Genomic DNA, 23,631 nt, shown 5'->3' with positions numbered 1-23,631 from the left:
CACTTTACGGACACTATACCTAGAACTACTATGCATCGCACTGCTATGCATAAGACTTCTAGGGTAGGTGAACGGCCATGGGTCAACGGGAACGGGCTGTGCCGCTGGTGCTGGACGCCGTCGAGGAGCGGGAGCGCCACGGGTACGCGATTCTCAAGCGGGTGACGGAGCTGTCCGGAGGGCAGCAGGCCTGGCCGGACGGGGTGCTCTACCCGCTGCTGCACCGGCTGGAGCGGCTGGGCCAGCTCACGTCGGTCTGGCGGATCACCGAGACCGGCCGCCGCCGCAAGTTCTACCGAGCCGCCGGCGCATCCGTGTCACATCCGCCGGCCGGGCGGTGCTCAGCAGGTGTGGAACGAGGTGTTGAACCAGCAGGCGGCGCGGCGGTGCTGTCACCGCCCGGCCGGGGCTGGCCGCAGCGGCGAGCCGAGCCCGTGCCCCGATCACGGCCGGGCGCCGTGCGGCCCGACTTGGAGCAGGTCTTCCGGGTCGCGTACCCGAGGGTCGTCGCGGTCGCCGCGCGGGTGCTCGGCTCCCGCGACGGGGCCGAGGACGTGGCGCAGGAGGTGTTCCTCGGCTTCGGCCGCTCCACGGTCCCGGCCGGGGAGGCGACCGGCTGGCTGTGCGTCGCCGCGGCGCACACCGCGCTGAACCACCTGCGCGCGGGCCGCCGCCGGGCCACCCGGGAGCGGGCCGTGGGCGGCGACGGGGACTGCCCGGACGTCGCCGACACGGTGGTCGCCCGCGACGAGCAGCGCCGGGTCCGCGCGGCACTGGCCCGGCTGCCCCGCAAGCAGGCCGTTGCCCTGGTCCTCCGGCACAGCGGCCTCAGCTACGCCGAGGTTGCCGCCGCCCTCGACATGTCACCCGGCAGCGTCGGCACCACCGTCCGCCGCGCCGAGTCCGCCCTGCGTAAGGAGTTGAACCGTGATGCGTCATCCGACTGACGGCACGCTGCGCCGGCTCGTCGACGAGCCCGACGGCGTGACCGCCGCCGACCGTGCCCACACCGCCGCCTGCCCGGCCTGCCAGACCGCGCTGGTGCGCGCCCGGCTCGACGCGGCGCTGGCCGCCTCGGTGCTGGACCTGCCCGTCGACGTCGACGTCGACGTCGACGAGGGCTGGCGTCGCCTCTCGACCGCCACGGCCGGTGCCTCCACCACGGCCGCGGCTGCCGTCCGGCGCCGCCGGATCGCGCTGCGCAGCCCCGTGGTCGCCGTCGCCGCCGTCGCGGCCCTGGTGGCAGGGGCCGGTGTCGCCGCTGCCACGGATTGGCTGCCGATCTTCCGCGCCGAGCAGGTCGTCCCGGTGACCGCGTCCGATGCGGACCTGGTCAGCCTGCCGGACCTGTCCGCCTTCGGCGAGCTGCACGTCCTCGAGAAGCCCGAGCTGCGCAGGGTCGCCGACGCCGCCGCGGCCGCGCAGGCCACTGGCCTGACCGTGCCGCAGGTGGTCCGGCTGCCGCGTGGTGTCGCCGGGGAACCGGTCTACCGGGTCAGCGGCCGGGTGAGCGCCGAGTTCACCTTCTCCGCGGCGAAGGCGGCGCAGTTCGCGACCACGAACGGCCAGGCGCTGCCACCCGTGCCGCCGGGCCTGGACGGGAGCCGCTTCCGGCTGACCGCCGGCCCCGGGCTGCTGGGCGTCTGGGCGAAGGGCCGGGGCGTGCCGACGCTGATCCTGGCCCGTGCCGTCGCACCCACCGCGTACTCGACCGGCGTTCCGTTCGCGACCGCGCGGGACTACCTGCTGTCGTTGCCGATCCTGTCCGAGGACCTGGCCGCCCAGCTGCGCGGCTTCACCGGCGACGGCACGACGCTGCCGCTGCTCGTCTCCGGCGAGCGGATGACCAGCGCCACCGCCGACGTGAACGGCGTGACCGCCACGGTGCTCACCTCGCGCAACGGCGTCATGGCGGGGGTGGTGTGGGTGGACGGGGGTGTCGTGACCGCGCTGGCCGGTTCGTCGACCCCGGACGAGCTGCTGGCGGCTGCCCGCGAGCTGAGGTGGGACAGGTGAGTCTCGACACCGCTGAGCGGCGGCCCGAGCAGGCCGCTTCCGCGCCCGCGGTGTGGTGCTCGGGTCTGCGCAAGCGATACCGCGGCCGGGTCGCGGTAGACGACGTGTCATTCACCGTCGGCCGGGGCGAGGTGGTCGGGCTGCTCGGGCCGAACGGCGCGGGGAAGACCACCGCGATCAAGATGCTGCTCGGCCTGGTCCGGCCGGACGCGGGGGAGGTGCTGCTGCTCGGGCAGCCGGGCGCTGATCCGCGTGCCCGCGCCCGGGTCGGCTACCTGCCCGAGCTGTTCCGCTACCAGCCCTGGCTGACCGCGTCGGAGGTGCTGGCCCTGCACGTCCGGCTCGCCGGGGTGGACATCCCGGCCGCCGAGCAGCGGGAGAGCCTCGCGTTGGTCGGCCTCGCGGACCGTGCGGGCGACCGGCTGGGCGGCTTCTCCAAGGGTATGCAGCAGCGCCTGGGCCTGGCCGTCGCGCTGGTCGCCCGGCCGGAGCTGGTCGTCCTCGACGAACCGACCAGCGCGCTGGACCCGATCGGCCGTGCCGACGTGCGCGACCTGCTGCTCGAACTCAAGTCGCGGCAGGTCGCGGTGCTGCTCAACTCGCATCTCATCGGCGAGGTCGAGCGGGTCTGCGACCGGGTGGTCATCCTCGACAAGGGCCGGGTCGCGGCGGCGGGTACCCTCGCCGAGCTGCTCGGGCAGAACGAGCTGCGCCTGCGGCTCGACACGGTGAGCCCGCAGGCCGAGCAGCGGCTCGCCGCCGCCGGCTCGGTCAGCCGCGACGGGGACAACCGCACGGTCCGGCTGCCCGCCGACCTCGACCCCGCCACCGTGCCGGACCTCGTCGCCGACCTGGTCCGACTGGGGGTACGCGTACACGCCGTCGAACCCGGACGGATCAGCCTGGAACAGCGGCTGCTGGACATCCTGCGCCACGAGGAGCACGCATGACCGCCAAGATCGTCCTCACCGTCGCCGCGCTCACCCTGCGCGAGGTCGCCCGCCGCCGGGTGCTGCGCGCGCTCGCCGTGCTGACGGCCGTGCTGCTGGGGCTGAGCGCGTGGGGGTTCTCCCGGATCGACGCCGAGTTCGGCGGCCTCACCAGCGGCGAGGCGCTGATGGCGTCGACCATCGTGCTCAACCTGGTGATGTTCGGGCTCAGCCTGATCGCCGCGCTCGGCACCGCGTTCCTCGCCGGGCCCACCATGGCCGGTGAGATCGAGTCGGGGATCGCGCTGGCGGTGCTGGCCAGGCCGGTACGCCGCGGGGCGGTGCTGCTGGGCAAGTGGCTGGGGCTGGTGGTGTTCGGCAGCGGCTTCGTGATCGCGGCCGGGTGCGCGCAACTGCTCATCGTCCGGTTCACCACCGGCTACCAGGCGCCGCAGCCGGTGGCCGGGCTGGCCCTGCTCGCGGCCCAGACGACGGTGCTGCTCACCCTCGGGCTGCTGCTGTCGACCGCGATCTCGCCGATGGCCTCCGGCATCGTCGCGGTGGGCCTGTTCGGCGCGGCCTGGGTCGCGGGCGTCGTCGGGGGAGTCGGCACCGCGCTCGGCAACGACAGCGTGGCGCAGGTCGGCACGGTGTCCCGGATGATCCTGCCGACCGACGGCCTGTGGCGCGGCGCGATGTACGCGTTCCAGGACCCGATCCTGCTGTCCCCGCAGCTCATCGGCCATCCGCTGGTCGGCGATGCGCCGCTCGCCGGCGCGTATCTCGGCTGGGCCGCGGTCTGGGTCGCCCTCGTGCTCGGGCTCGCCGCACTGGCCTTCCAGCGGCGCGACCTGTGAGGCGCGGTGCCCTCACGCGTGCTTGACGGGCGGCGGATGGTGAAGCCGGCAAGTGGATCCCCTCGCCGGCTTCACCATTGTGGACGCGCGGGAGCGCCGAAAGGTTGCCAGCCCGCGCGCCCGGCTTGCCTGCTCGTGGCGGCGGCGCAGGAGTTGACATCGGCCGATGTGAGCATGATCCTTGATGGTCAGGTGCGGCGGCGCGCTCCTCGACCGATCCTCTGCCGAGCAGGAGCCTGCCATGCCGCACACCCGCCGCCACGTCCTGCGCCTGGGCGCCGCCACGCTGGTCGCCGCCTCCGTTCCCGCGCTTGAGCTGCCCGCGCTCGCTGCCGCCGTCGTCACCGCCGACCTGGTGATCTACGGCGCGACATCGGCGGGCATCGCCGCCGCGGTGACCGCCCGGCGGCTCGGCCGCACCGCGCTGATCGTCGAGCCGGGCACGCATGTCGGCGGCCTGTCCACGGGTGGGCTCGGGATGACCGACAGCGGAGTGAAGACCGCGATCGGCGGCCTGGCCGGGGAGTTCTACCGGCGGGTGTACGCGAAGTACAACGGCACCGCCGTCACCCCGACCTCACCGGCCCGCTTCACCTTCGAGCCGCACGTCGCCACGGCGGTCTGCGACGACCTGCTCGCCGAGGCGGGCGTGCCGGTCTACCTGAACAACCGGCTCACCGGCGTCACCAAGGCGGGCAACCGGATCACGGAGATGACGTGCGACAACGGCCAGGTGTACCGCGCTGCGATGTACGTCGACGCCACCTACGAGGGCGATCTGATGGCGGCGGCCGGGGTCGCCTGGACGGCGGGCCGCGAGGCCAACTCCGTGTACGGCGAGAGCATCAACGGGGTGCAGCTGCGCAGCGGGCACCAGTTCGACCGGTTCGTCGACCCGTATGTCACCCCGGGCAGTCCGGCCAGCGGCCTGCTGCCGGGCATCTCGGCCGGCCCGGTCGCGCCGACCGGCAGCGGCGATGCGCGCATCCAGGCGTACAACTTCCGGATGTGCCTGACCCAGGCGGCGAACCGGATCCCGTTCGCCAGGCCGGGCGGCTACGACGCGATCCGCTACGAGCCGCTGGCCCGGCTCGTCCAGGCGGGATACACCGGGCCGTTCTTCACCACGCACGCCGTGGGCGGCGGCAAGACGGACTCCAACAACAACGGCCCGTTCTCGACCGACTTCATCGGCGCGAATTACGGCTATCCCACGGCCTCGTACGCCGCGCGGGCCGCGATGGTCGAGGAGCACCGCGTCTACCAGCAGGGCCTCATGTGGTTCCTGGCCAACGATCCGCGGCTGCCCGTGTCGGTGCGCAGCGCCACGGCCTCCTGGGGCCTGGCCCCCGACGAGTTCGCCGGCAACGGCGGCTGGCCCACGCAGCTCTACATCCGGGAGGCCCGCCGGATGGTCTCCGGGTACGTGATGACGGAGGCCGACTGCCGCGGCAGCCGCGTGCCCGCCGACTCGGTCGGCCTGGCCAGCTACACCATGGACTCGCACCACTGCCAGCGCGTGGTGGTGTCCGGCGCGCTGAAGAACGAGGGCGACGTGCAGATCGGCGTGCCGCAGCCCTACCCGATCAGCTACCGCGCGATCGTCCCGTACGAGTCGCAGTGCGCGAACCTGCTGGTGCCGGTGTGCCTGTCCGCCAGCCACATCGCCTACGGCTCGATCCGGATGGAGCCCGTGTTCATGATCCTGGCCCAGTCGGCGGCGACCGCGGCGCACCTGGCGATCACGGCCGGCTCGGCGGTGCAGCAGGTGCCCGTCGCCACCCTGCAGTCCCGGCTGCGCGCCGACGGCCAGCTGCTGACCTGGCCGCTCACCACCCCCGGCGAGATCATCGTGGACAGCTCGACCTCACCCGGGGTGACCCGGGCGGGCGTCTGGCTGAAGTCCACCGCGGCCACGGGCTACTGGGGCCCCGACTACGAGCACGACGACAACACCGGCAAGGGTGTCAACCGGCTGCGCTTCACCCCGGCGATCCCGGCCGCGGGCGCCTACCAGGTGTACCTGCGCTGGACCTCCCACGCCAACCGGGCGAGCAACGTCCCGGTCGACGTGTGCGCGAACGGCACCGTCACCACCCGCACCGTCGATCAGCGCAGCGGGGGAGGGCAGTGGGTGTCGCTGGGCACGTTCACCCTGCCCGCCGGTTCGTCACCGGCGGGCGCGAGCGTCCTGATCCGCACCGAGGCCACCAACGGTTACGTCGTCGCCGACGCGGCCCGCTTCGTCCCGGCGTGACCCTGGCGGTCACGGGCGGAAACTCGCCCGGTACTGCGTCGGCGTGCGTCCGGTCAGGTCGAGGAACGCGGCGTTGAACGCCGACAGCGAGGTGTAGCCGACGCTGAAGGCGATCCTCGTGATCGGGGCGTCGCCCGCGGCCAGCTCCTCGATCGCGCGCAGCACCCGCATCCGGCGCAGGACCGCCTGCCAGGTCAGGCCGGTCTCCTCGGCGAACCGGCGGGCCAGCGACCGCGGCACCAGCCCGACCTCGGCGGCCAGCTCCTCGAACCGGACCTGGCCGCCGAGCCGCTCCTCGGTCAGCCGCAGCGCCCGGCGCAGCTCCGGCGACCGTCCCGCCGGCACGACGACGGGGCTCGGCTGCTCGGCCAGCCGCCAGGTGACGGCCGCGAGCGCGGCGAACAGCGTCCGGGCGTACGCGGGCAGCGGCTCCTCGCCGTCGCCCCAGGCGCTGCACTCGCCGACTAAGGCCCGCGCCAGCGGGTTGAGGTCGAACACGGTCAGCGGCGCGGGCGGCGCCGGGGCGAAACCGGGGTCGAACAGCACCGAAGCCGTCGTCACCGGCGACGGGATGCTCACCTGGATCGGCCTGCCCGCTTCGATCAGCGCCGCTCGTGCGGGCGGCAGCAGCCAAGCCTGGCCCTGCGCCTCCAGCCGGAGCACACCGGCGGAGGCGCAGAGCAGGTAGTGACGGTCCACGCACAGCTCACGGGCGGGTTCGGCGGCGAAGTCCCGCACGAAGGCGTACGCCTCACGGGTCATCGGCGGCCTCGCATCCCGACATCGTAGGAGCCCTCGGTCAGCCGACCGTCTCCAGCAGCTCGGCGTGGAAGCGGCGGCTCACCGGAGCCGAGGTCATCATCGGCCGGAGCACCCGGCCCGACCGCGTGAACGACGGCGACTCCAGGTAGCCCGCGAACGACGCCTGGTCGTGCCACTCGTGCACGATGGTGATCGCGGTGTCGTCCTCGCGGGAGGCGTACACCCGGTAGGCGGCGTTGCCGGGCATGGCGCGCACCTGGTCGCGCTCCTGGTCCAGGTGGGCGAGCGCGGACGGGCGGTCGGCGGCGGCGACGGTGAAGTCGACCATGGCGATGAGCATGCGGAAACCTCCTGATCAGGCCGCGACTGCCGCGGCGGGAACGGTTCCATCGTCCGGCCCGGACCACCCGCCCGGCTCCCGTCAGCCGGACGCCTTCACGCTCGCATCGGACAGCATCAGCGCAGTCAGGTGACCTACGCCGCCGGTGACCGTCGGCCGGTCACCTTCGAAGCCGGTAGGCGGCCCGCCTTCGCCAGGCCCGTCATCTCGTCGCCGTCGACCGTGACCTCGAAGGTGAGGTTCAGCCGCATCGGGCGGGTGATCGACTGGGCCCAGGTCAGCCGCGTTCCCTGCTGCTCCAGGCCGGTCAGGGCGACCTGCTCGCCGTGGCGCACGTCGCGCATCACGCCGGACAGGCGGTCCCCGTCGCGGGTCAGCGTGAGGATGGTGTGCTGGCGGCCCAGGGGCGTCTGGATGGACAGCTCCCAGGTGCCTTCGACGGAGTGGGACATGGTCACACCGCCGCCGGAGCCGGGCGGCGCCAGACCGTGCCGCGCCGCTCGTGGGCGAACAGCCGCTCCACGGCCAGCGCCGTCTGCGGGCCGAACTCGCGCTCCAGCAGATACAGCCCGAGGTCCAGGCCGGAGGTGACCCCGGCGGCCGTGACCAGGTCGCCGTCGTCGACGACGCGGGCGTCGACGGGCACGGCACCGGTCGCGCCGAGCAGGTCCGTGCCCAGGTGGTGGGTGGTCGCCGGGCGGTTCTCCAGCAGACCGGCCATGGCCAGGATCATCGAGCCGCCGCACACGGTGGCGACGGTGACGCCGTCGCGGCCGAGCGCCTGCGCGAGCAGCGTGGGCAGCCCGGTGTCGAGCGTGCGGCCGAGCAGCACCGGGATGCTGTCGTCGGCGGGTTCGCCACCCTCTTCGGGCAGCTGCCCCGCTGCTCCGGGCACGACGATCAGGTCGGCGCGGTGCGGGTCGAGCCGGGCGGTGGCGCGCAGGGTCAGCAGGCCGAGACCGCTGGGCACCTCGCGTACGCCTTCCGCGCTGACCAGCTCGACGGTGACGGTGTGCTCGGTGAGCTCACCGGCGGCGGCGATCACCTCATAGGGCGCGATGACGTCGAGCGGATCGAATCCGTCGAAGAGAACGAACTGGGCAAGCATCGTGAATCAGACCTCCTTGGACGCATCTCGACGCTAGTCAGGCGGCATGATCACGAGAAGTGGCTGGACTGCCAGCTTCCAACGGGTTCTCGCCAAGTGCCTGTCAGCCGCAGATGGGCACTTCAGCAGCATGGCGGGAAACAGGTGGGCGCTATAGTTCCGGCCATGCACATCGTGGCCGTGCTCGCCCTCGACCAGGTCATCCCGTTCGACCTGGCCACGCCCATCGAGGTGTTCTCGCGTACCCGGCTGCCGGATGGGCGGACGCCGTACCGGGTGCGCGTCTGCGGGGTCACGTCCAGCGTCGATGCGGGCGCGTTCACGCTGCAGGCGCCGTGGGAGCTGGACGCCCTCGCCGACGCCGACACGATCATCCTGCCGGGCACGGCCGCCCTCGACCGCGTACCCGATGAGGTGCTGGACGCGCTGCGGGCCGCGGCGGCACGCGGGACCCGCATCGCGTCGATCTGCTCGGGCGCGTTCATCCTCGCCGCGACGGGGCTGCTCGACGGGCAGCGCGCGACCACGCACTGGATCGCGGCCGGGCTGCTCGCCGAGCGCCACCCCGCGATCGAGGTCGACCCCGGCGTGCTCTACGTCGACAACGGACAGCTGCTCACCTCGGCGGGCGCGGCCGCGGGCCTGGACCTGTGCCTGCACCTGATCCGCCGGGACCACGGCTCCGCCGTCGCCGCCGACGCCGCCCGCCTGTCGGTCATGCCGCTGGAACGCGAGGGCGGCCAGGCGCAGTTCATCGTCCACGACCAGCCGCCCACCCCGCGCGGCTCCGAGCTGGAGCCGGTGCTGGCGTGGCTGGAGGACAACTGCGCCACGGACCTCGGCCTGGACGCCATCGCCGCCCGCGCCGGGATGAGCACCCGATCGCTCAACCGCCGCTTCCGCGAGCAGACCGGCACCACGCCCCTGCAGTGGCTGCTGCGCGCCCGTATCCGCCGCGCCCAGCACCTGCTCGAAGCCACCACCCACCCCGTCGACCGCATCGCGGCCCAGGTCGGATTCGGATCGCCGACCGCCTTCCGCGACCGGTTCAAACGCATCGTCGGCGCCAGCCCGCAGACCTACCGGTCCACCTTCCAGCAGCCGCGCTGAGCCCGCGTAGGTTGTGGGCACGGGACAGTGGCTGCAGTATCGGGGAAACTGCAGGTATCGAGCACTGGATTCGTGCAGTTTCCCCGAAAGCGTCAGCAGGTCACTTGACCTCGCGGCGGTGCAGGCGCAGCAGGCCCAGCACGAACGGCGCCACGATCCAGACGGCCGCCGACGTGCCCAGCCGGGCCCAGTCGCGCCCCGTCATCACCGGCTCCAGCAGCAGGCCGGAGGTGACCGACAGGTCCAGCCACTCGGCCGGGCGGTGCAGCGCGGTCACCAGCTCGCCGAGGATGCTCCACCCGATCGGCAGTACGAAGTAGAGCACCACGGCAAGCGCGGAGTTCATCAGCGCCAGGCCGAACGCCACCCCGAGCAGCACGTTCACCACCAGGAAGAGCCCGGTGCGGCCCAGGAACTGCGCCGGGATCCGCCACGGGTCCGCCCCGGCGTCGGCGAACGGCAGCGCCGCCGCCGTCGCGGCCAGGCAGGCGGCGTACGCGAGCGCCGCGAGCGCCAGCGCGGCCAGCACCTTCGCCGCCGTGACCCGCATCCGCCGGGGCACCAGCGCGTATGTCGTCAGCGTGGTGCGATGCGACCACTCACCGGTGACCGACAGCACCCCGAGCACCGGCAGCAGCACGGCGGCGGGCAGCAGGGTCGGCGCGAGCAGCGCGGGGAACGTCAGGTCGGTGGCCTCCCCGGCGGTCGTGACCACCACCACGACGGCCGCCGCGAGCAGCACGGTGATCGCGAGCAGCCAGGCACCGGCCCGGGTGTCGGCCATCTTCCGCAGCTCGACGACGGTGAGCCGCCACAGCGAGGGAGCCGGGTACGTGATCATGACCTCGGTGGTCCGGGCGGGGGCGGTGACGCTCATCGGGCGGTCCCTTCGGGGGTGGTGGTCAGGCTGAGGAACATCTCCTCCAGGCCGTGCGCGCCGCGCGAGCCCAGCTCCAGCAGCACGAGCCCGGCGGCCGCGGCGGCCCGCCCGACGGCCTCGGCATCGGCGTCGACCAGCAGCGCCCCTCCGCCGGCCGGGGTGTGGGCCAGCCCCGCCGCGGCGAGCGCCCGGTGCAGGGCGCCCGGGTCCAGCGCACGCACCCGCGTCCCGGCACCGGCGAGCAGCTCGTCCTTGGCGCCCTGGGCCAAGATCCGGCCGTTGCCGATCATGACGAGCCGGTCGGCGACCGCCTCTACCTCGCGCAGCAGGTGGGAGGAGAGCAGCACGGTGCCGCCCCGGTCGGCGAAGTCGCGCAGCAGGCCGCGCATCCAGAAGATGCCTTCGGGGTCCAGCCCGTTGGCGGGTTCGTCCAGGATCAGCGCCCGCGGTTCGCCGAGCAGCGCCTGTGCCAGGCCGAGCCGCTGGCGCATGCCCAGCGAGTACGCGCCGACGCGTTTGCGTGCCGCCGAGGCGGGCAGGTCGACGAGGGCCAGCAGGTCGCCGACCCGGGACTCGGGCACGCCGAGCAGCTGCGCGGCCAGTGCCAGGGTCTCCCGGCCGGTACGGCCCGGATGCTGGGCCGACGCGTCCAGCAGCAGGCCCACCTCCCGCCCGGGGTTCGGCAGCCGTCGGTACGGGCGTCCGGCGACGGTGGCGTGCCCGCCCGTCGGCGGGGTGAGCCCGCAGATCATGCGCATGGTGGTGGACTTGCCCGCGCCGTTCGGGCCCAGGAAGCCGGTGACGGTGCCCGGCTCGCAGGTGAAGGAGACGTCGTCCACGGCGAGCTGTGCGCCGTAGCGCTTGGTGAGATGAGCGACCTCGATCATGCGTACCAGCGTGGGCGGACGCGGGGCCGCCGCGCTGCGGCCGCCGGGCGACGGCTGCCGACTTCGGTCGGCGTGTGCCGTAGACCAAAGTCGGTACCCGCCGCCGTGGGCCGCCCGTACCCTGGGACGCACCATGACGAGCAGCGATGCCCCCCACCCCCTGCTGCGCCGGCTGCTGCCGGGCGAGCTGCGCGCCGACGGCCGCCGCTCGGCCCGCGACCGGCTGGCCGACGCCGGGTGCGTGGTCGTCGCCGTGTTCGTCGGGCTGGTCGTGTACGACCTCGAGGTGGCCTGGCGGCCGCAGCCCCTGCCGGAGCTGCTCGCCTTCGCCGATCTCGCCACGGCCGCGGTGCTCTGCCTGGCCCTGTTCTGGCGTCGCCGTCTCCCGGTCGGGCTGGCCGTCGCGACCGCGCTGGCCGGGACGTTCTCCCCGATGTCGTCGGGCGCGGGCATCGTCATGCTGCTCACCGTCGGCGCCCTGTGCCGGCCGCGGACGGTGCTCGCCATCGCGGGGCTGCAGGCGGTCGCCACGCTGCCGTATCTGGCGATCTACCCGGACCGGGAGTTCGGCTACGCGTTCTCGCTGGTGTGGACCCTGACCATCCTCGCCATGGTCACCGGCTGGGCGCTGCTCATCGGCGCGCGCCGCCAGCTCGTGCAGTCGCTGCGCGAGCGGGCCGAGCGGGCCGAGGCCGAACAGGAGCAGCACGTCGCGCAGGCCCGCCAGCGGGAGCGGACCCGCATCGCCCGCGAGATGCACGACGTGCTCGCCCACCGGATCTCGCTGCTCAGCCTGCACGCCGGGGCGCTGGAGTTCCGGCCCGACGCCCCGCCGCAGGAGGTCGCCCGCGCCGCCGGGGTCATCCGCGACAGCGCCCACCAGGCGCTGCAGGACCTGCGGCAGGTCATCGGGGTGCTGCGCGCCGCCGACGCCGGAGAGGAGCCCGACCGCCCCCAGCCGACCCTGGCCGACCTGCCCGCGCTGGTCGAGGAGTCGCGGGCGGCGGGGATGCGGGTGCGGCTGTCGCAGCGGCTGCCCGAGCCGGTGGCCGTCCCCGCCCACGCCGGGCGCACCGCATACCGCGTGGTCCAGGAGGGTCTCACCAACGCCCGCAAGCACGCGCCGGGCGCCGCCGTGCAGGTCGCCGTCGAGGGCGGGCCCGAGGACGGCATCACCGTCGAGGTGCTCAGCCGGGCGCCGCTGGGCGGCGCACCGGGCATCCCCGGCACCGGCACGGGCCTGATCGGGCTGGCCGAACGGGTGTCGCTGGCGGGTGGCCGCATCGAGCACGGCCATACCGGCGGGGGCGACTTCCGGCTCTGGACCTGGCAGCCGTGGCCCGCATGATCAGGCTGCTGATCGTGGACGACGACCCGCTGGTGCGCGCCGGGCTGACGATGATGCTCGCCGGGCTGGACGATCTGCGGGTGGTCGCCGAGGCCGCCGACGGGACCGAGGTCGCGGCGGCGGTGGCCGCGCATGCCCCGGACATCGTGCTGATGGACATCCGCATGCCGCGGATGGACGGGCTGGCCGCCACCGAGCTGCTGCGCCGCCGTCCCGGCGCGCCCGACGTGGTGGTGCTGACCACGTTCGACGCCGACGAGCACGTGCTGCGGGCGCTGCGGGCCGGTGCCGCGGGGTTCCTGCTCAAGGACACCCCGCCGCCGGAGCTGGTACGCGCGCTGCGCCGGGTCGCGGCGGGCGAGCCGATCCTGTCCCCGTCGGTGACGCGCCGCCTGATCAGCCAGGTCACCGACGGCACCGGCGCGGTCCGGGCGAGCCGGGCCCGGCAGGCGCTGGACCGGCTTACCGAACGCGAGCGCGAGGTCGCGGTCGCCGTCGGCCAGGGACTGTCCAACGCCGAGATCGGTGCCCGGCTGCACATGAGCGTCGCGACGGTCAAGGCGTACGTGTCCCGGCTGCTGGCCAAGCTCGAACTCAACAACCGGGTCCAGATCGCGCTGCTCGCCCACGACGCCGGTCAGGTCTGAGCGGCCTCAGATAAGAATCTTCACGGTGACGACCGCGCCGGACGGTCCGCCGGAGATGTCGAACTCGTCGGTGAACTGGCGCACCACCCACAGGCCGCGCCCGCCCTGCTCACTGAGCGGCACCCGCTGCGTGCCCGCGGTGCCGGGATCGGCGATGCCCGTGCCCTCATCGCTGACCTCGCAGTACACGGCGCCGTCGGCTCGCCACAGGCGCAGCCGGCCGCTGCCCCCGCCGTGCCGGATCGCGTTCGTGGCCAGCTCGGTGGCGACCACCAGCAGGCGGCTCAGCCCCGGATCGGCCAGCCCGAACTCGGCCGCGTGCGCGGCCACCGAGGCCCGCAGCGTGTACAGGTCTTCCGTGACGAACGACGTGTCCAGCCCCGGCTGTGTCATCGGCCTGGGCGGATCCTGGACGGGCTCGGCGCTGCTCATGGTTGCCTCTGCAAGGACATCTGTGTGGCCTGCCCGGCGCCGACCGCCTCCAGGACCGCCGCGACCGGCGGGGGACAGGAGACGGTCATCCGGCGCGGCGCGGGCAGCGCCAGGGCGCTCTGCACGATGGCCGTCGCGGCGGTGACGTCGATGAAACGCAGCTTGGTGAGGTTGAGGTGGATGTTGTCGTCCAGCCGCAGCGCCTCGGTGAGCGCCTGGCCGAGCGGCTCCAGGTGCGTGTAGTCCATCTCCCCGGCGATGCGCACCCCCGCCGGCCGGTGCTGGCGGCAGATCCGCAGCAGGGGAGTGTCGTGGTAGGCGAGCGCCGCGATGGTCTTGTGGTGGGCGTCGGCGGCGAACGCCAGCGTCACCGCGTCGAAGGTCTCCCGGTCGTACTGGCAGATCGCGGTCAGCCGGCCGTCGGTGAACAGGCTCGCCGCCTGCCGCTCGAACGTCAGCAGCTGGTCCACCGCCATCGGCCGGCCGGCCCAGCACATGTCGGCGGCGACGCGCAGCCCCGGCACGCCCCGCCGGGCCGCCCGGTGCCGCTCCGCGGCGATCAGCGCCACCATGCGCTCGGCGGTCGCCCCGCCCTCCACGGCCGGTGCGTCGTGGCTGGCGTACAGGGTGAGCTGGCCGGAGCCGATGGCCGCCACTGCGGCGACCTCCCGCATCGCCAGCTCGGCGGCCAGCTCGTCCGGGCTCAGCGAATCCGTGAAGCAGATCACCCGTTGCCCCCGGTGCAGGCCGTCCGCGACGAACTCGGCCACCAGGTCGAGCCGCTCATCCGGGTCGGTGAACGTCAGACAGGCATGATCACCTGGGTGAAGCTCGTCGACGGTGACCGCATCCGCCATGAAAATCCCTTCTCCGGCGCGGGGTGGCAGGCCGCTATTACCCGGCCGAAACCTCGCCTAATCAAGCTATCCTGCATGATTACTCCCCGGATCGGGGACGGGGGCCGGTGCCGGGCGCTACGAATGCACCCGCCCGCAGGAGGCGCAGGGCGTGCCGTCCGGCTTGCAGAGCCCGAGCGCGTTCAGCTCCGACGAGCCGAGCTGCTCGTCCTCGGCCAGCAGCAGCACCCGGCTGAGCAGCCGGACCGTGTCGGAGCCCCGGTCGGCCACCGGCCGGAACAGCGCCCGGTGCGGCGTCTCGCCGAACGAGTACGCCAGGTCGCGCGGCCGCCGCCCGCCGTTCACCGTGATCGCGTCCGTGCCCAGGTGCACCCGGTACACCGCCCGCGATCCGCTGACCACGACCACGTCCCCGTCGCGGGTGATCCGGTCCGAACCGCGCTGCGCCAGCACGGCCGTCAGCAGCTCGGCCCGTGAACGGGCCAGGCCCTCCGGGTGGTCGCCGACGCTGCGCCGCCCCGCGCGGGCAGCCTGCTCCAGGTCGCGTACGGCCTCGGAGAACACCACCGGCGGCACCCGGTCGGCACCGGCGCCGGGGAACTCCAGCCTGGCGAACCCGACGTCGCCCGTGCCCCAGCACCCGGACACCTCCCCGTGCAGCACGGCCGTGTGCTCGCCGAACCGTTTGGTCGCACGGGCCTGCGGGACGTCGTCGAGGCGCCAGCCCCGGGACGCCAGCTCGCGCGCCGCCGCGCCGCCGTCGACGACCCGGCCGGTGAACCGGGTGGCCTGCCCGGTGGACTCCTCGGGCGTCGGGGCGTACCACTCCCGGAACAGCTGCGGCACCGGCTGGCACAGCCGCAGCCGGGCCGCCTCGCCCTGCCAGTGCGCCAGCAGTCCCGCCGCGGCCAGCGCCGCCGGATGCGCCGCAATCAGCGGCCCGGACCGGTCCAGGTCGTCGAGCCACCCGAACCGGCCGCCCGCGTCCTGCCACACCAGCAGCGGCAGCAGCCCCGCCCCGGCCGGGGTCGCCCGCAACCGGGCCAGTTCGGCCGCGGGCAGCGGCTCGCCCGTCACCACCAGGCGGCGGAGCCTGCCGCACAGCCGCGCGGTCTCGCCGCGCAGCAGCTCGAGCCGCTCGCGCAGGGCCGCCAGTCCCGGGTCCTCGCGCGCGGCCTTGGGCAGGGTCTTCAGCACGCGGCCGCCCTTCGCCGCGACGATCGCCGCCTCGGCCCCCTGGAACCCGGCCGAGACCGTGTACGGGCCGACGCGCAGCTCCGGCGGCATCGGCGTCGGCGCGTACGCCTCACCGGCGGCGTCCAGCGCGGCCGCGTCGGCATACCCGCCGACCTGGGCCAGGTGGTCGAGCGCGACGTCCACGGCGACCGCGTGCTGCTTGCGCCGCTCCGGCGCGGGGAACATCTCGCCCGCCCGGCGGCGCAGCTCGCGCAGCGCGACCCACCGCTCCAGCACGGTCTCGCCGTCACCGGGCGGCAGCATGCCGTACGCGGTGATGCCGACCGGCGACCACTTCTCCACCCGGGTCATGATCGGCTTGCGGCGCAGGCCCAGCGCCGCCGCCACCACGTCGTTGGGCACCAGCTTCAGCAGCCGCTCGGCGTCCGCCGGGCGCACCTCGGCGGCGGCCGCCAGGATCGCGGCCCGGTCGTTGCGCACGACCCGGCTCGGCGCCTGCCCGGCCTGGATCAGGCGCAGCAGCTGCTCCGCCCCGGCCAGGCCGAGCAGCGGCAGCAGCAGGTGCGCGTCCCCGGCGGCCAGGCGCATGGTGAACGCGGCCTCCTGCCTTTCGCGCGGCTGCGCGCGCAGGTGCTCGATCAGTTCGGCGCGTTCGGCCGGGGTCAGGTCGGCGGCGCCGAGGTGCCGGGCGACCCGCCAGTTGCCGGTGAACTCCAGCCCGCGCAGCACGAACCGCAGGCCGCGCGGGACGGCCGTGCTGACCAGCCGGTCCCAGTCCGCGTCCGGTGCCGAGGTGAGCTGCCACAGGCGCTCGTCGCAGGCGGGCCGGAAACGGTCGGCGGTGGCCGCGGCGACGATCGGCTTGCGGTGCCCGGCCAGGTCACGGGACAGGTACGGGTCTTCGGCGAGCAGGCCGACGAGTTCGTCGTCGAGTTCGCCGGCGGCCTGCAGCGCGTCGGCGATCAGCGCCTGCGACGTGCTGTCCACCTCCCCGAGCGGGGTGACGGCGAGGGCGCGCAGCAGCTCGCGGTCACCGCGGTCGAGTGCGGCGTCGACCAGCCCGTCCAGGTGGACGCCGAACGGGGTGTCCTCGTCGGCGAACTTCTCGGCCGCCTCCTCGCGCGCGGTGGTGGGCCACGGCGCGTCCAAGACGTCTTTCGGGTCGGCCGGGTCGGTGAGCGGGAACGCCGTGTCGTAGATGCGGTCCAGCTCCCGCTCGTCCGCGTCGGCCAGCGCGTGGGCGCCGCCGCGGCGGTTGAGCTGCGCCAGCAGGTCCCGCGCGGTGGCGCGCAGGGTGCCGAGGTCGCCGGCGGCCGCCGCCTGCCGCGCGCGGCTCACCAGCACCATCAGGACCAGCCGGTCGACCGGCTGCTCGCGGTTGCGCATCTCCCACTCCCCGTCCGCCCCGCTCCGTCACTGCGCGGACCATAGACGAGGCCCACGACACGGCACGCCGCCGGTCCCGGACACGATCGTGGGCAATCGCTCTCCCATGATCGTCCGATGTGCTTCGTGCCAACTCGGCGCGCGGAATGCTGCCCCCGGCAACAAATACGCTGGCCAGCGCCCTTGTCTGGACCACGCCGTGTCACATGGACGAAACACGCTCTTGACAGGCATTCAACTAGCGATAACTCTCTCTTCCAGAGAGCGCTCTCTACCGTCCAGCACCGTCCCGCTCGCCCGGGGCGGTGTCCCCGTCCGGAGCTCCTCAGCAGGGAGAAGAGATGCAACCGGTACTACGTCTGACCGCGGCCCGCGGCAGACCCCTGTACGCCCTCGTCCTCGCAGTCGTCGGCGTCATGCTCATGGCATACACGGTCGTGGTCTCGACCGAGGCGAACGCCGCGGTGACCCTGCTGTCGCAGGGCAAGCCCGTCACCGCGTCGTCCGTCGAGAACGCGGGCACGCCCGCGACCGCCGCGGTCGACGGCAACACCGGCACCCGCTGGTCCAGCGCCGCCGCCGATCCGCAGTGGATCCAGGTGGACCTGGGTGACACCGCCACCCTCAGCCAGGTCATCCTGCGCTGGGAGGCGGCGTACGCGACCGCGTTCCAGATCCAGACCTCGGCCAACGGCACGAGCTGGACGAGCATCTACAGCACCACCACCAGCACGGGCGGCGTGCAGACGCTGAACGTGACCGGCTCCGGCCGGTACGTGCGCATGTACGGCACGGCCCGGGCGACCGGCTACGGCTACTCCCTCTGGGAGTTCCAGGTCTACGGCGAGATCGGCGGCGGCACCGGCTGCGGCACCGCGAACGTAGCCCAGGGCAAGCCCGCCACCGCGTCGTCGGTGGAGAACGCCGGCACGCCCGCGTCCAACGCGGTCGACGGCAACACCGGCACCCGCTGGTCCAGCGCGTTCGCCGACCCGCAGTGGCTCCAGATCGACCTGGGCGCGACCACCGCGATCTGCCAGGTCGTGCTGACCTGGGAGGGCGCCTATGCGACGGCCTACCAGATCCAGGTGTCCAGCAACGCGTCCACCTGGACGTCGGTGTGGAGCACCACCACCGGCGCCGGCGGCACGGTGACGATCAACGCGGCCGCCTCGGCGCGCTACGTGCGGATCTACATGACCACCCGGGCCACCGGATGGGGTTACTCGCTCTGGGAGGTCGCCGTGCGCGCCGGTGGCACCCCGACCTCGCCCACCCCGAGCCCGAGCCCGAGCACCAGCCCCGGCGGCCCGATCCAGGGTGGCGGCTCGCTCGGCCCGAACGTGAAGGTCTTCGACCCGAGCATGTCGGGCGCGACGATCCAGTCGCAGGTGGACGCGGTCTTCAACGAGATGGAGTCGAACCAGTTCGGCACCGGCCGCTACGTGCTGGCGTTCAAGCCGGGCACCTACAGCGGGTTCAACGCGCAGATCGGCTTCTACACCTCGATCCTCGGCCTGGGCCAGAACCCGACCGACGTGCGGATCAACGGTGACGTGACGGTCGACGCCGGCTGGTTCCAGGGCAACGCCACGCAGAACTTCTGGCGTTCGGCCGAGAACCTGTCGATCAACCCGTCGGCCGGGTTCACCCGGTGGGCCGTCTCGCAGGCCGCGCCGTTCCGGCGGATGGACATCAGCGGCGACCTGAACCTGGCCCCGAACGGCTACGGCTGGGCCAGCGGCGGCTACATCGCCGACAGCCGGGTCTCGGGCGCGGTCGGCCCGTACTCGCAGCAGCAGTGGTACACCCGGGACAGCCAGATCGGCAGCTGGGTCAACGGCGTGTGGAACATGGTGTTCTCCGGTGTGGTCGGCGCCCCGGCGACCGGCTTCCCGAACCCCGTCTACACGACGCTGAACAACACCCCGCTCAGCCGGGAGAAGCCGTACCTGTACCTGGACTCGGGCGGCAACTACCGGGTGTTCGTGCCGTCGCTGCGGACCAACGCCCGCGGCATCAGCTGGGCGAACGGCGCCACCCCCGGCACCTCGCTGCCGCTGACGTCGTTCTACGTCGCCAAGCCCGGTGACACCGCGGCGCGGATCAACGCGGCGCTGGCGCAGGGCCTGCACCTGCTGTTCACGCCGGGCATCTACCACATCGACGGCACGATCAACGTGAACCGGGCCGACACCGTGGTGCTGGGCCTGGGCTACGCCACGATCATCCCGGACAACGGCGTGGCCGCGATGCGGGTCGCCGACGTGGACGGTGTGAAGATCGCCGGTGTGCTGTTCGACGCCGGCACGGTCAACTCGCCGGTGCTGCTGGAGCTCGGCCCGTCGAACTCCTCGGCGAGCCACGCGGCCAACCCGACGTCGATCTCGGACGTGTTCTTCCGGATCGGCGGCGCCCACCCGGGCAAGGCCACCACCAGCCTCCTGGTCAACAGCGACAACGTGATCATCGACCACATCTGGGCGTGGCGCGGCGACCACGGCGCGGGCATCGGCTGGACGGTCAACACGGCCGACCAGGGTGTCATCGTCAACGGCGACAACGTGCTGGCCACGGGCCTGTTCGTCGAGCACTACCAGAAGTACAACGTGGTCTGGAACGGCCAGGGCGGACGGACCATCTTCTTCCAGAACGAGCTGCCGTACGACCCGCCGAACCAGGCCGCGTACATGAACGGGGCGACCAGAGGCTATGCCGCGTACAAGGTGGCCGACTCGGTCACCAGCCACGAGGCGTGGGGTCTGGGCGTCTACTGCTACTTCAACGTCGACCCGACGATCCACGCCGCGCGCGGCATCGAGACGCCGAACAACCCGAACGTCAAGTTCCACAGCATCTCGACGGTATCGCTGGGCGGCAACGGCGTGATCGACAACGTCATCAACACCACGGGCGGCCCCGCCCAGGGCACGGCGACGGTCCCCAGCACCGTCACCAACTACCCGTGACCCCACCCACCCCCTAACCCGCCCCACCTACGGGCCGACCCGGCTGCCCCGCCGGGTCGGCCCTCCTCGTCGGGCGTCCAGTTTCGGGGAAACTGCACGAACCAGGCCCGCGGACCCTGCGGTTTCCCCGAAACTGCACCCCGGCCGCGGCGTGGTGGTGATGATGGCCGGGTGAAGATCGAGCTGGGGGGACGGCGGGCGCTGGTGTCGGGATCGACCCAGGGCATCGGGTACGCGATCGCGGAGGCGCTGGCCCGGTGCGGCGCGCATGTCGTGGTCAACGGGCGGGGCGCGGAGTCCACCGAGGCGGCCGCCGCGCGGCTGCGCGACGAGCTGCCCGGCGCGGACGTGCGCGGTGTCGCGGCTGACCTGGGCACCGCCGAGGGCGCCGAGACCATGCGCGAGGCGGTGCCCGAGCTGGACATCCTCGTCAACAACCTGGGCATCTTCGGGGCGCGGCCGGTGCTGGAGGTCGACGACGACGAGTGGCGCCGCTACTTCGAGGTCAACGTGCTGTCGGCGGTGCGGCTCATCCGGCTCTACCTGCCGGGCATGATGGAGCGCGGCTGGGGCCGGGTCACCGCCATCGCCAGCGACTCGGCGATCGTCACCCCGGTCGAGATGGTCCACTACGGCATGACCAAGACCGCGCTGCTCGCGGTGACCAGAGGGTATGCCAAGGCGGCGGCCGGGACCGGGGTGACCGTGAACTCGGTGCTGGCCGGGCCGACGCACACCGCGGGCGTGGAGACCTACGTGGCCGACCTCGTCGGCGGCGAGGTGCCCTGGGACGAGGCGCAGCGCCGGTTCATGCGCGAGCATCGTCCGTATTCGCTGCTCCAGCGCCTGATCGAGCCTGAGGAGATCGCGCACATGGTCGCGTACCTCAGCTCCGAGCTGGCCTCGGCGACCACCGGCGGGGCGCTGCGGGTGGACGGCGGCTACGTGGACGCGATCATCCCGTGACCGCCCGGCGCGCCCCGGCACGGCGGGCCGCGTACCGGTGCAATCTGTAGGCCGAGGGTGTGCCGAAGGTGAGGTCGCGGGTGTTCGGATGGCGTGAGGTGTACGGCGGCGGCACCCCGCCGCCGGGCCAGGTGGTCGCCCCCGACGAGCGGCTGTCCTGGCCGCGCATGTTCGGCCTGGGTGCCCAGCACGTGGTCGCCATGTTCGGGGCCACGTTCGTGTTCCCGGTGGTGATGGGCCTCAACCCGCAGCTGGCCATCATGGTCAGCGGCGTGGCCACCATCTGCTTCCTGCTCATCGTGCGCGGCCTGGTGCCCAGCTACCTGGGCACGTCGGCGTCGTTCGTCAGCGCCGTCGCGGCGATCCGGGCCCAGGGCGGCGACTCCGCCGCCGTGACGGGCGCGATCCTGGTCGCCGGCCTGGTGCTCGCCCTGGTCGGCCTGCTGATCCACCTGCTCGGGTTCAAGGTGCTGCACGCCGTGCTGCCGCCCGTGGTCACCGGCGCCGTCGTCATGCTGATCGGCTTCAACCTCGCGCCCGTCGTCGCCTCGGTGTACTGGCCGCAGGACCAGTGGGTGGCGCTGGTGACGATGCTGTTCGTCATCGTGGTCGCGGTCGCCGCCCGGGGGTTCGTCGGCCGCATCGCCATCTTCCTCGGGCTCGTCTTCGGGTACGTGCTGTCCTGGCTGCTGGACCGGGTGATCGGCCCGATCACCTCGGTGCTGCCCGGCAGCAGCGAGCCGACCACGCACGATCGGCTCGACTGGTCCGGCGTCACGGCCGCGCCGTGGCTCGGCTTCCCGCCGCACACCACGGTCGACGCGAACGGCAACGAGATCGCCGGCTGGCACCTGCCCTCGTTCAACGTCGCGTTCATCCTGCTGGTGCTGCCCGCGGTGGTCGCGCTGATCGCGGAGAACGCCGGGCACGTCAAAGCCGTCGCCGAGATGACGCGCCGCGACCTGGACCCGGTCATGGGCAAGGCGATCGGCGCCGACGGTGTGGCCACCGTGCTGGCCAGCGCGGTCGGCGGCTCGCCGACCACCACGTACGCGGAGAACATCGGGGTGATGGCGGCGACCCGGATCTACTCCACGGCCGCGTACCTCATCGCCGCGGTGGTGGCGATCCTGTTCGGCTTCTCGCCGAAGTTCGGCGCGGTCATCTCGGCCACCCCCGGCGGGGTGCTCGGCGGCATCACCGTCGTGCTCTACGGCATGATCGGCCTGCTCGGCGCGAAGATCTGGAAGGAGAACGGGGTCGACTTCGGCAACCCGATCAACCTGGTGCCGCTGGCCGCGGGCATCATCATCGCCATCGGCAACACGTCGCTGGTGTTCAGCGACACCTTCGAGCTGAGCGGCATCGCGCTGGGCACCATCGTCACCATCGTCGGCTATCACCTGGCCCGCTGGCTCGCCCCGGAATACCTGCGCGAACAGCAGCGCCTCGAACGCCCCGGCGCCGGGACGGTGCCGATCGAGGAACGCCGCGGCATCGCCGACGCCTGAACCCGCCCCCGCCGCCCGAGCCCGCCGCGCCGCGCGAGCCCGGTCCCGCCGGCCGGGCAAGATCGCTGTTCCGTGTCGAGAAGTGTGGTCTGACCACAGGTTTGGACACGAACTCGCGATCTCGGCGGGCCGGGCTGGCGGCTAGAGCGACGCGGTGGCGGCCAGGGCGTCGCCGAGGGGGGTGCGGCGGTAGAGGACAGAGCGGCCGGAGCGGGCGCGGTCCAGCAGACCCGCCCGCAGCAGCACGGCCAGGTGGTCGCCGACCGCGCCGGGGGCCAGGCCGAGTGACCGGGCGAGCTGGGTGGTGCTGGCGGGTTCGGCGAGCGCCTCGAGCAGGCGCGCGCGGGCCCTGCCGACCAGCGCCGCGAGCGCCTCGGCCGGTGGCGGGTCCGGCTCCCACAGGGCGGCCACGCCGCGTGCCGCGTAGATGATCGCCGGGTGCCAGGGCTGCTCGTGGTGGGCGGCCACGCCCGGCCAGATGAACACCGACGGCACCAGCAGCAGCCCGCGCCCGGCCACCTCGACCGCGGCGTTGAGCAGCTGCGGGATCTCGATGCCACCGGCCCGCCAGCGCACCCGGGGCAGGCCGTCGAACGCCGCCGCCCAGCCGGAGCGGCCCAGGTCCGCCGAGCGGTGCAGCACGTCGCGTTCGCAGATGACGCGCAGCCGCAACCAGTCGGCGGCCAGCAGCGCATGCCAGGCGCGTTCCAGGGCATCCGCGAGCAGCGCGGCCACGTCCGGAGAGTGCAGTACGGCGAGCGCCTGGGTGTCGTGGCAGGGGCGCAGGGCGAGGCTGGACCGGACGTCGCGGCGGGCCAGCGCGAGCGGGGTGGCGCGTACCGCCGCGAGGTCGTCTTCGATGGTCTGGGCCATCCCTGCGGGTGGAGGCGCCAGGAACCCTGGACCCTGCCGCAGCGAGTGCAGCGCCACCACGGCACGCATCGCCGGGTCGGCGCTCAGCTGCTCGTACGCCGGACGCAGCCGCGCGGCCCAGCTCACCGGGAGCCGCTGGTTGCGCGACAGCCCCGCCAGGATGCGGATGAGGCTGTCCAGCTCGAACAGCGGGCTGATCGCGAACCGGCTGTGCAGCAGGTCGTCGGCGGTGACCTCGAACCGGAGCATGCCCCGACCTTACGCCGCTGGACGAAACATTCGCTGCCCGCGCGAGCCGT

Annotated in this window: 21 protein-coding genes; 11 read left to right on the top strand and 10 right to left on the bottom strand. The window is 73.3% G+C overall.

From position 1 onward, the window contains the following. Nucleotides 1-77 precede the first annotated feature (77 nt). The 5 genes from Cba03nite_RS20395 (at nt 78) to Cba03nite_RS20375 (ending at nt 6,059) form a co-directional block, all read left to right on the top strand. Nucleotides 78-947 (top strand): sigma-70 family RNA polymerase sigma factor, encoded by an 870-nt coding sequence (locus tag Cba03nite_RS20395; RefSeq protein WP_239125904.1) that lies wholly within the window; start codon nt 78-80, stop codon nt 945-947. Continuing rightward, nucleotides 931-2,016 carry a hypothetical protein gene (locus Cba03nite_RS20390; protein ID WP_203748504.1) on the top strand — a complete coding sequence of 362 codons (1,086 nt, stop codon included), beginning with the start codon at nt 931-933 and terminating at the stop codon, nt 2,014-2,016. The genes Cba03nite_RS20395 and Cba03nite_RS20390 overlap by 17 nt, the downstream gene beginning before the upstream one ends. Next, nucleotides 2,013-2,966 carry an ABC transporter ATP-binding protein gene (locus tag Cba03nite_RS20385; RefSeq protein WP_239125903.1) on the top strand — a complete coding sequence of 318 codons (954 nt, stop codon included), beginning with the start codon at nt 2,013-2,015 and terminating at the stop codon, nt 2,964-2,966. Before Cba03nite_RS20390 ends, Cba03nite_RS20385 begins: the two co-directional genes overlap by 4 nt. After that, entirely contained in the window at nt 2,963-3,802 is an 840-nt protein-coding gene (locus tag Cba03nite_RS20380) for an ABC transporter permease (RefSeq protein WP_203748498.1), read from the top strand. The genes Cba03nite_RS20385 and Cba03nite_RS20380 overlap by 4 nt, the downstream gene beginning before the upstream one ends. A 241-nt stretch (nt 3,803-4,043) precedes the next feature. Then, nucleotides 4,044-6,059 (top strand): FAD-dependent oxidoreductase, encoded by a 2,016-nt coding sequence (locus Cba03nite_RS20375; protein ID WP_203748495.1) that lies wholly within the window; start codon nt 4,044-4,046, stop codon nt 6,057-6,059. A gap of 9 nt (nt 6,060-6,068) precedes the next feature. Here Cba03nite_RS20375 and Cba03nite_RS20370 read toward each other — a convergent pair whose 3' ends face one another. The 4 genes from Cba03nite_RS20370 to Cba03nite_RS20355 form a co-directional block, all read right to left on the bottom strand. Further along, on the bottom strand, nt 6,069-6,821 hold the full coding sequence (locus Cba03nite_RS20370; RefSeq protein WP_203748492.1) for a helix-turn-helix domain-containing protein: 753 nt from the start codon (nt 6,819-6,821) through the stop codon (nt 6,069-6,071). Nucleotides 6,822-6,858: 37 nt separating this feature from the next. Further along, nucleotides 6,859-7,161: a putative quinol monooxygenase gene (locus Cba03nite_RS20365; RefSeq protein ID WP_203748490.1), complete on the bottom strand. Its 303-nt coding sequence runs from the start codon at nt 7,159-7,161 to the stop codon at nt 6,859-6,861. A gap of 134 nt (nt 7,162-7,295) precedes the next feature. Continuing rightward, entirely contained in the window at nt 7,296-7,613 is a 318-nt protein-coding gene (locus Cba03nite_RS20360) for a hypothetical protein (RefSeq protein WP_203748488.1), read from the bottom strand. A gap of 2 nt (nt 7,614-7,615) precedes the next feature. After that, complete coding sequence (locus Cba03nite_RS20355) at nt 7,616-8,269, bottom strand: DJ-1/PfpI family protein (RefSeq protein ID WP_203748486.1); 654 nt, start codon at nt 8,267-8,269, stop codon at nt 7,616-7,618. A gap of 165 nt (nt 8,270-8,434) precedes the next feature. Between Cba03nite_RS20355 and Cba03nite_RS20350 the strand changes: the two genes are divergently transcribed. After that, nucleotides 8,435-9,379: a GlxA family transcriptional regulator gene (locus tag Cba03nite_RS20350; RefSeq protein ID WP_203748483.1), complete on the top strand. Its 945-nt coding sequence runs from the start codon at nt 8,435-8,437 to the stop codon at nt 9,377-9,379. 100 nt (nt 9,380-9,479) lie between these two features. Here Cba03nite_RS20350 and Cba03nite_RS20345 read toward each other — a convergent pair whose 3' ends face one another. Both Cba03nite_RS20345 and Cba03nite_RS20340 read right to left on the bottom strand, forming a co-directional pair. Continuing rightward, entirely contained in the window at nt 9,480-10,256 is a 777-nt protein-coding gene (locus Cba03nite_RS20345; RefSeq protein ID WP_203748481.1) for an ABC transporter permease, read from the bottom strand. Next, nucleotides 10,253-11,146: an ABC transporter ATP-binding protein gene (locus Cba03nite_RS20340; RefSeq protein WP_203748479.1), complete on the bottom strand. Its 894-nt coding sequence runs from the start codon at nt 11,144-11,146 to the stop codon at nt 10,253-10,255. Before Cba03nite_RS20340 ends, Cba03nite_RS20345 begins: the two co-directional genes overlap by 4 nt. A 133-nt stretch (nt 11,147-11,279) precedes the next feature. On the opposite strand from Cba03nite_RS20340, the gene Cba03nite_RS20335 reads away from it, so the two are divergent. Then, entirely contained in the window at nt 11,280-12,494 is a 1,215-nt protein-coding gene (locus Cba03nite_RS20335; RefSeq protein WP_203748476.1) for a sensor histidine kinase, read from the top strand. Then, complete coding sequence (locus Cba03nite_RS20330) at nt 12,491-13,141, top strand: response regulator (RefSeq protein WP_203748474.1); 651 nt, start codon at nt 12,491-12,493, stop codon at nt 13,139-13,141. Before Cba03nite_RS20335 ends, Cba03nite_RS20330 begins: the two co-directional genes overlap by 4 nt. 6 nt (nt 13,142-13,147) lie before the next feature. Here Cba03nite_RS20330 and Cba03nite_RS20325 read toward each other — a convergent pair whose 3' ends face one another. From Cba03nite_RS20325 to Cba03nite_RS20315, 3 genes are all read right to left on the bottom strand, one after another. Further along, a complete protein-coding gene (locus Cba03nite_RS20325; RefSeq protein ID WP_203748471.1) occupies nt 13,148-13,573 on the bottom strand; it encodes an ATP-binding protein in 426 nt (141 codons plus the stop codon). Next, a complete protein-coding gene (locus tag Cba03nite_RS20320) occupies nt 13,570-14,430 on the bottom strand; it encodes an MEDS and STAS domain-containing protein (RefSeq protein WP_203748467.1) in 861 nt (286 codons plus the stop codon). The genes Cba03nite_RS20325 and Cba03nite_RS20320 overlap by 4 nt, the downstream gene beginning before the upstream one ends. Nucleotides 14,431-14,547: 117 nt before the next feature. Beyond that, nucleotides 14,548-17,013: a DUF4132 domain-containing protein gene (locus Cba03nite_RS20315; RefSeq protein ID WP_203748463.1), complete on the bottom strand. Its 2,466-nt coding sequence runs from the start codon at nt 17,011-17,013 to the stop codon at nt 14,548-14,550. 341 nt (nt 17,014-17,354) lie between these two features. On the opposite strand from Cba03nite_RS20315, the gene Cba03nite_RS20310 reads away from it, so the two are divergent. The 3 genes from Cba03nite_RS20310 (at nt 17,355) to Cba03nite_RS20300 (ending at nt 22,459) form a co-directional block, all read left to right on the top strand. Continuing rightward, nucleotides 17,355-19,982, top strand: a complete 2,628-nt coding sequence (locus Cba03nite_RS20310; protein ID WP_203748460.1) for a discoidin domain-containing protein — start codon at nt 17,355-17,357, stop codon at nt 19,980-19,982. A 171-nt stretch (nt 19,983-20,153) separates the two neighbouring features. Then, the gene (locus Cba03nite_RS20305) at nt 20,154-20,948 is read left to right on the top strand and encodes an SDR family NAD(P)-dependent oxidoreductase (RefSeq protein ID WP_203748457.1); all 795 of its coding nucleotides are present in this window, start codon (nt 20,154-20,156) and stop codon (nt 20,946-20,948) included. Nucleotides 20,949-21,028: 80 nt separating this feature from the next. Then, nucleotides 21,029-22,459: a uracil-xanthine permease family protein gene (locus Cba03nite_RS20300; protein WP_203748454.1), complete on the top strand. Its 1,431-nt coding sequence runs from the start codon at nt 21,029-21,031 to the stop codon at nt 22,457-22,459. 141 nt (nt 22,460-22,600) lie between these two features. On the opposite strand, the gene Cba03nite_RS20295 is transcribed toward Cba03nite_RS20300, so the two are convergent. Beyond that, a complete protein-coding gene (locus Cba03nite_RS20295; protein WP_203748451.1) occupies nt 22,601-23,581 on the bottom strand; it encodes an ArsR/SmtB family transcription factor in 981 nt (326 codons plus the stop codon). Nucleotides 23,582-23,631 lie beyond the last annotated feature (50 nt).

The sequence above is a fragment of the Catellatospora bangladeshensis genome (assembly GCF_016862575.1).
Taxonomy (GTDB): domain Bacteria; phylum Actinomycetota; class Actinomycetes; order Mycobacteriales; family Micromonosporaceae; genus Catellatospora; species Catellatospora bangladeshensis.
This window is presented reverse-complemented; position numbering and strand designations above follow the sequence as displayed.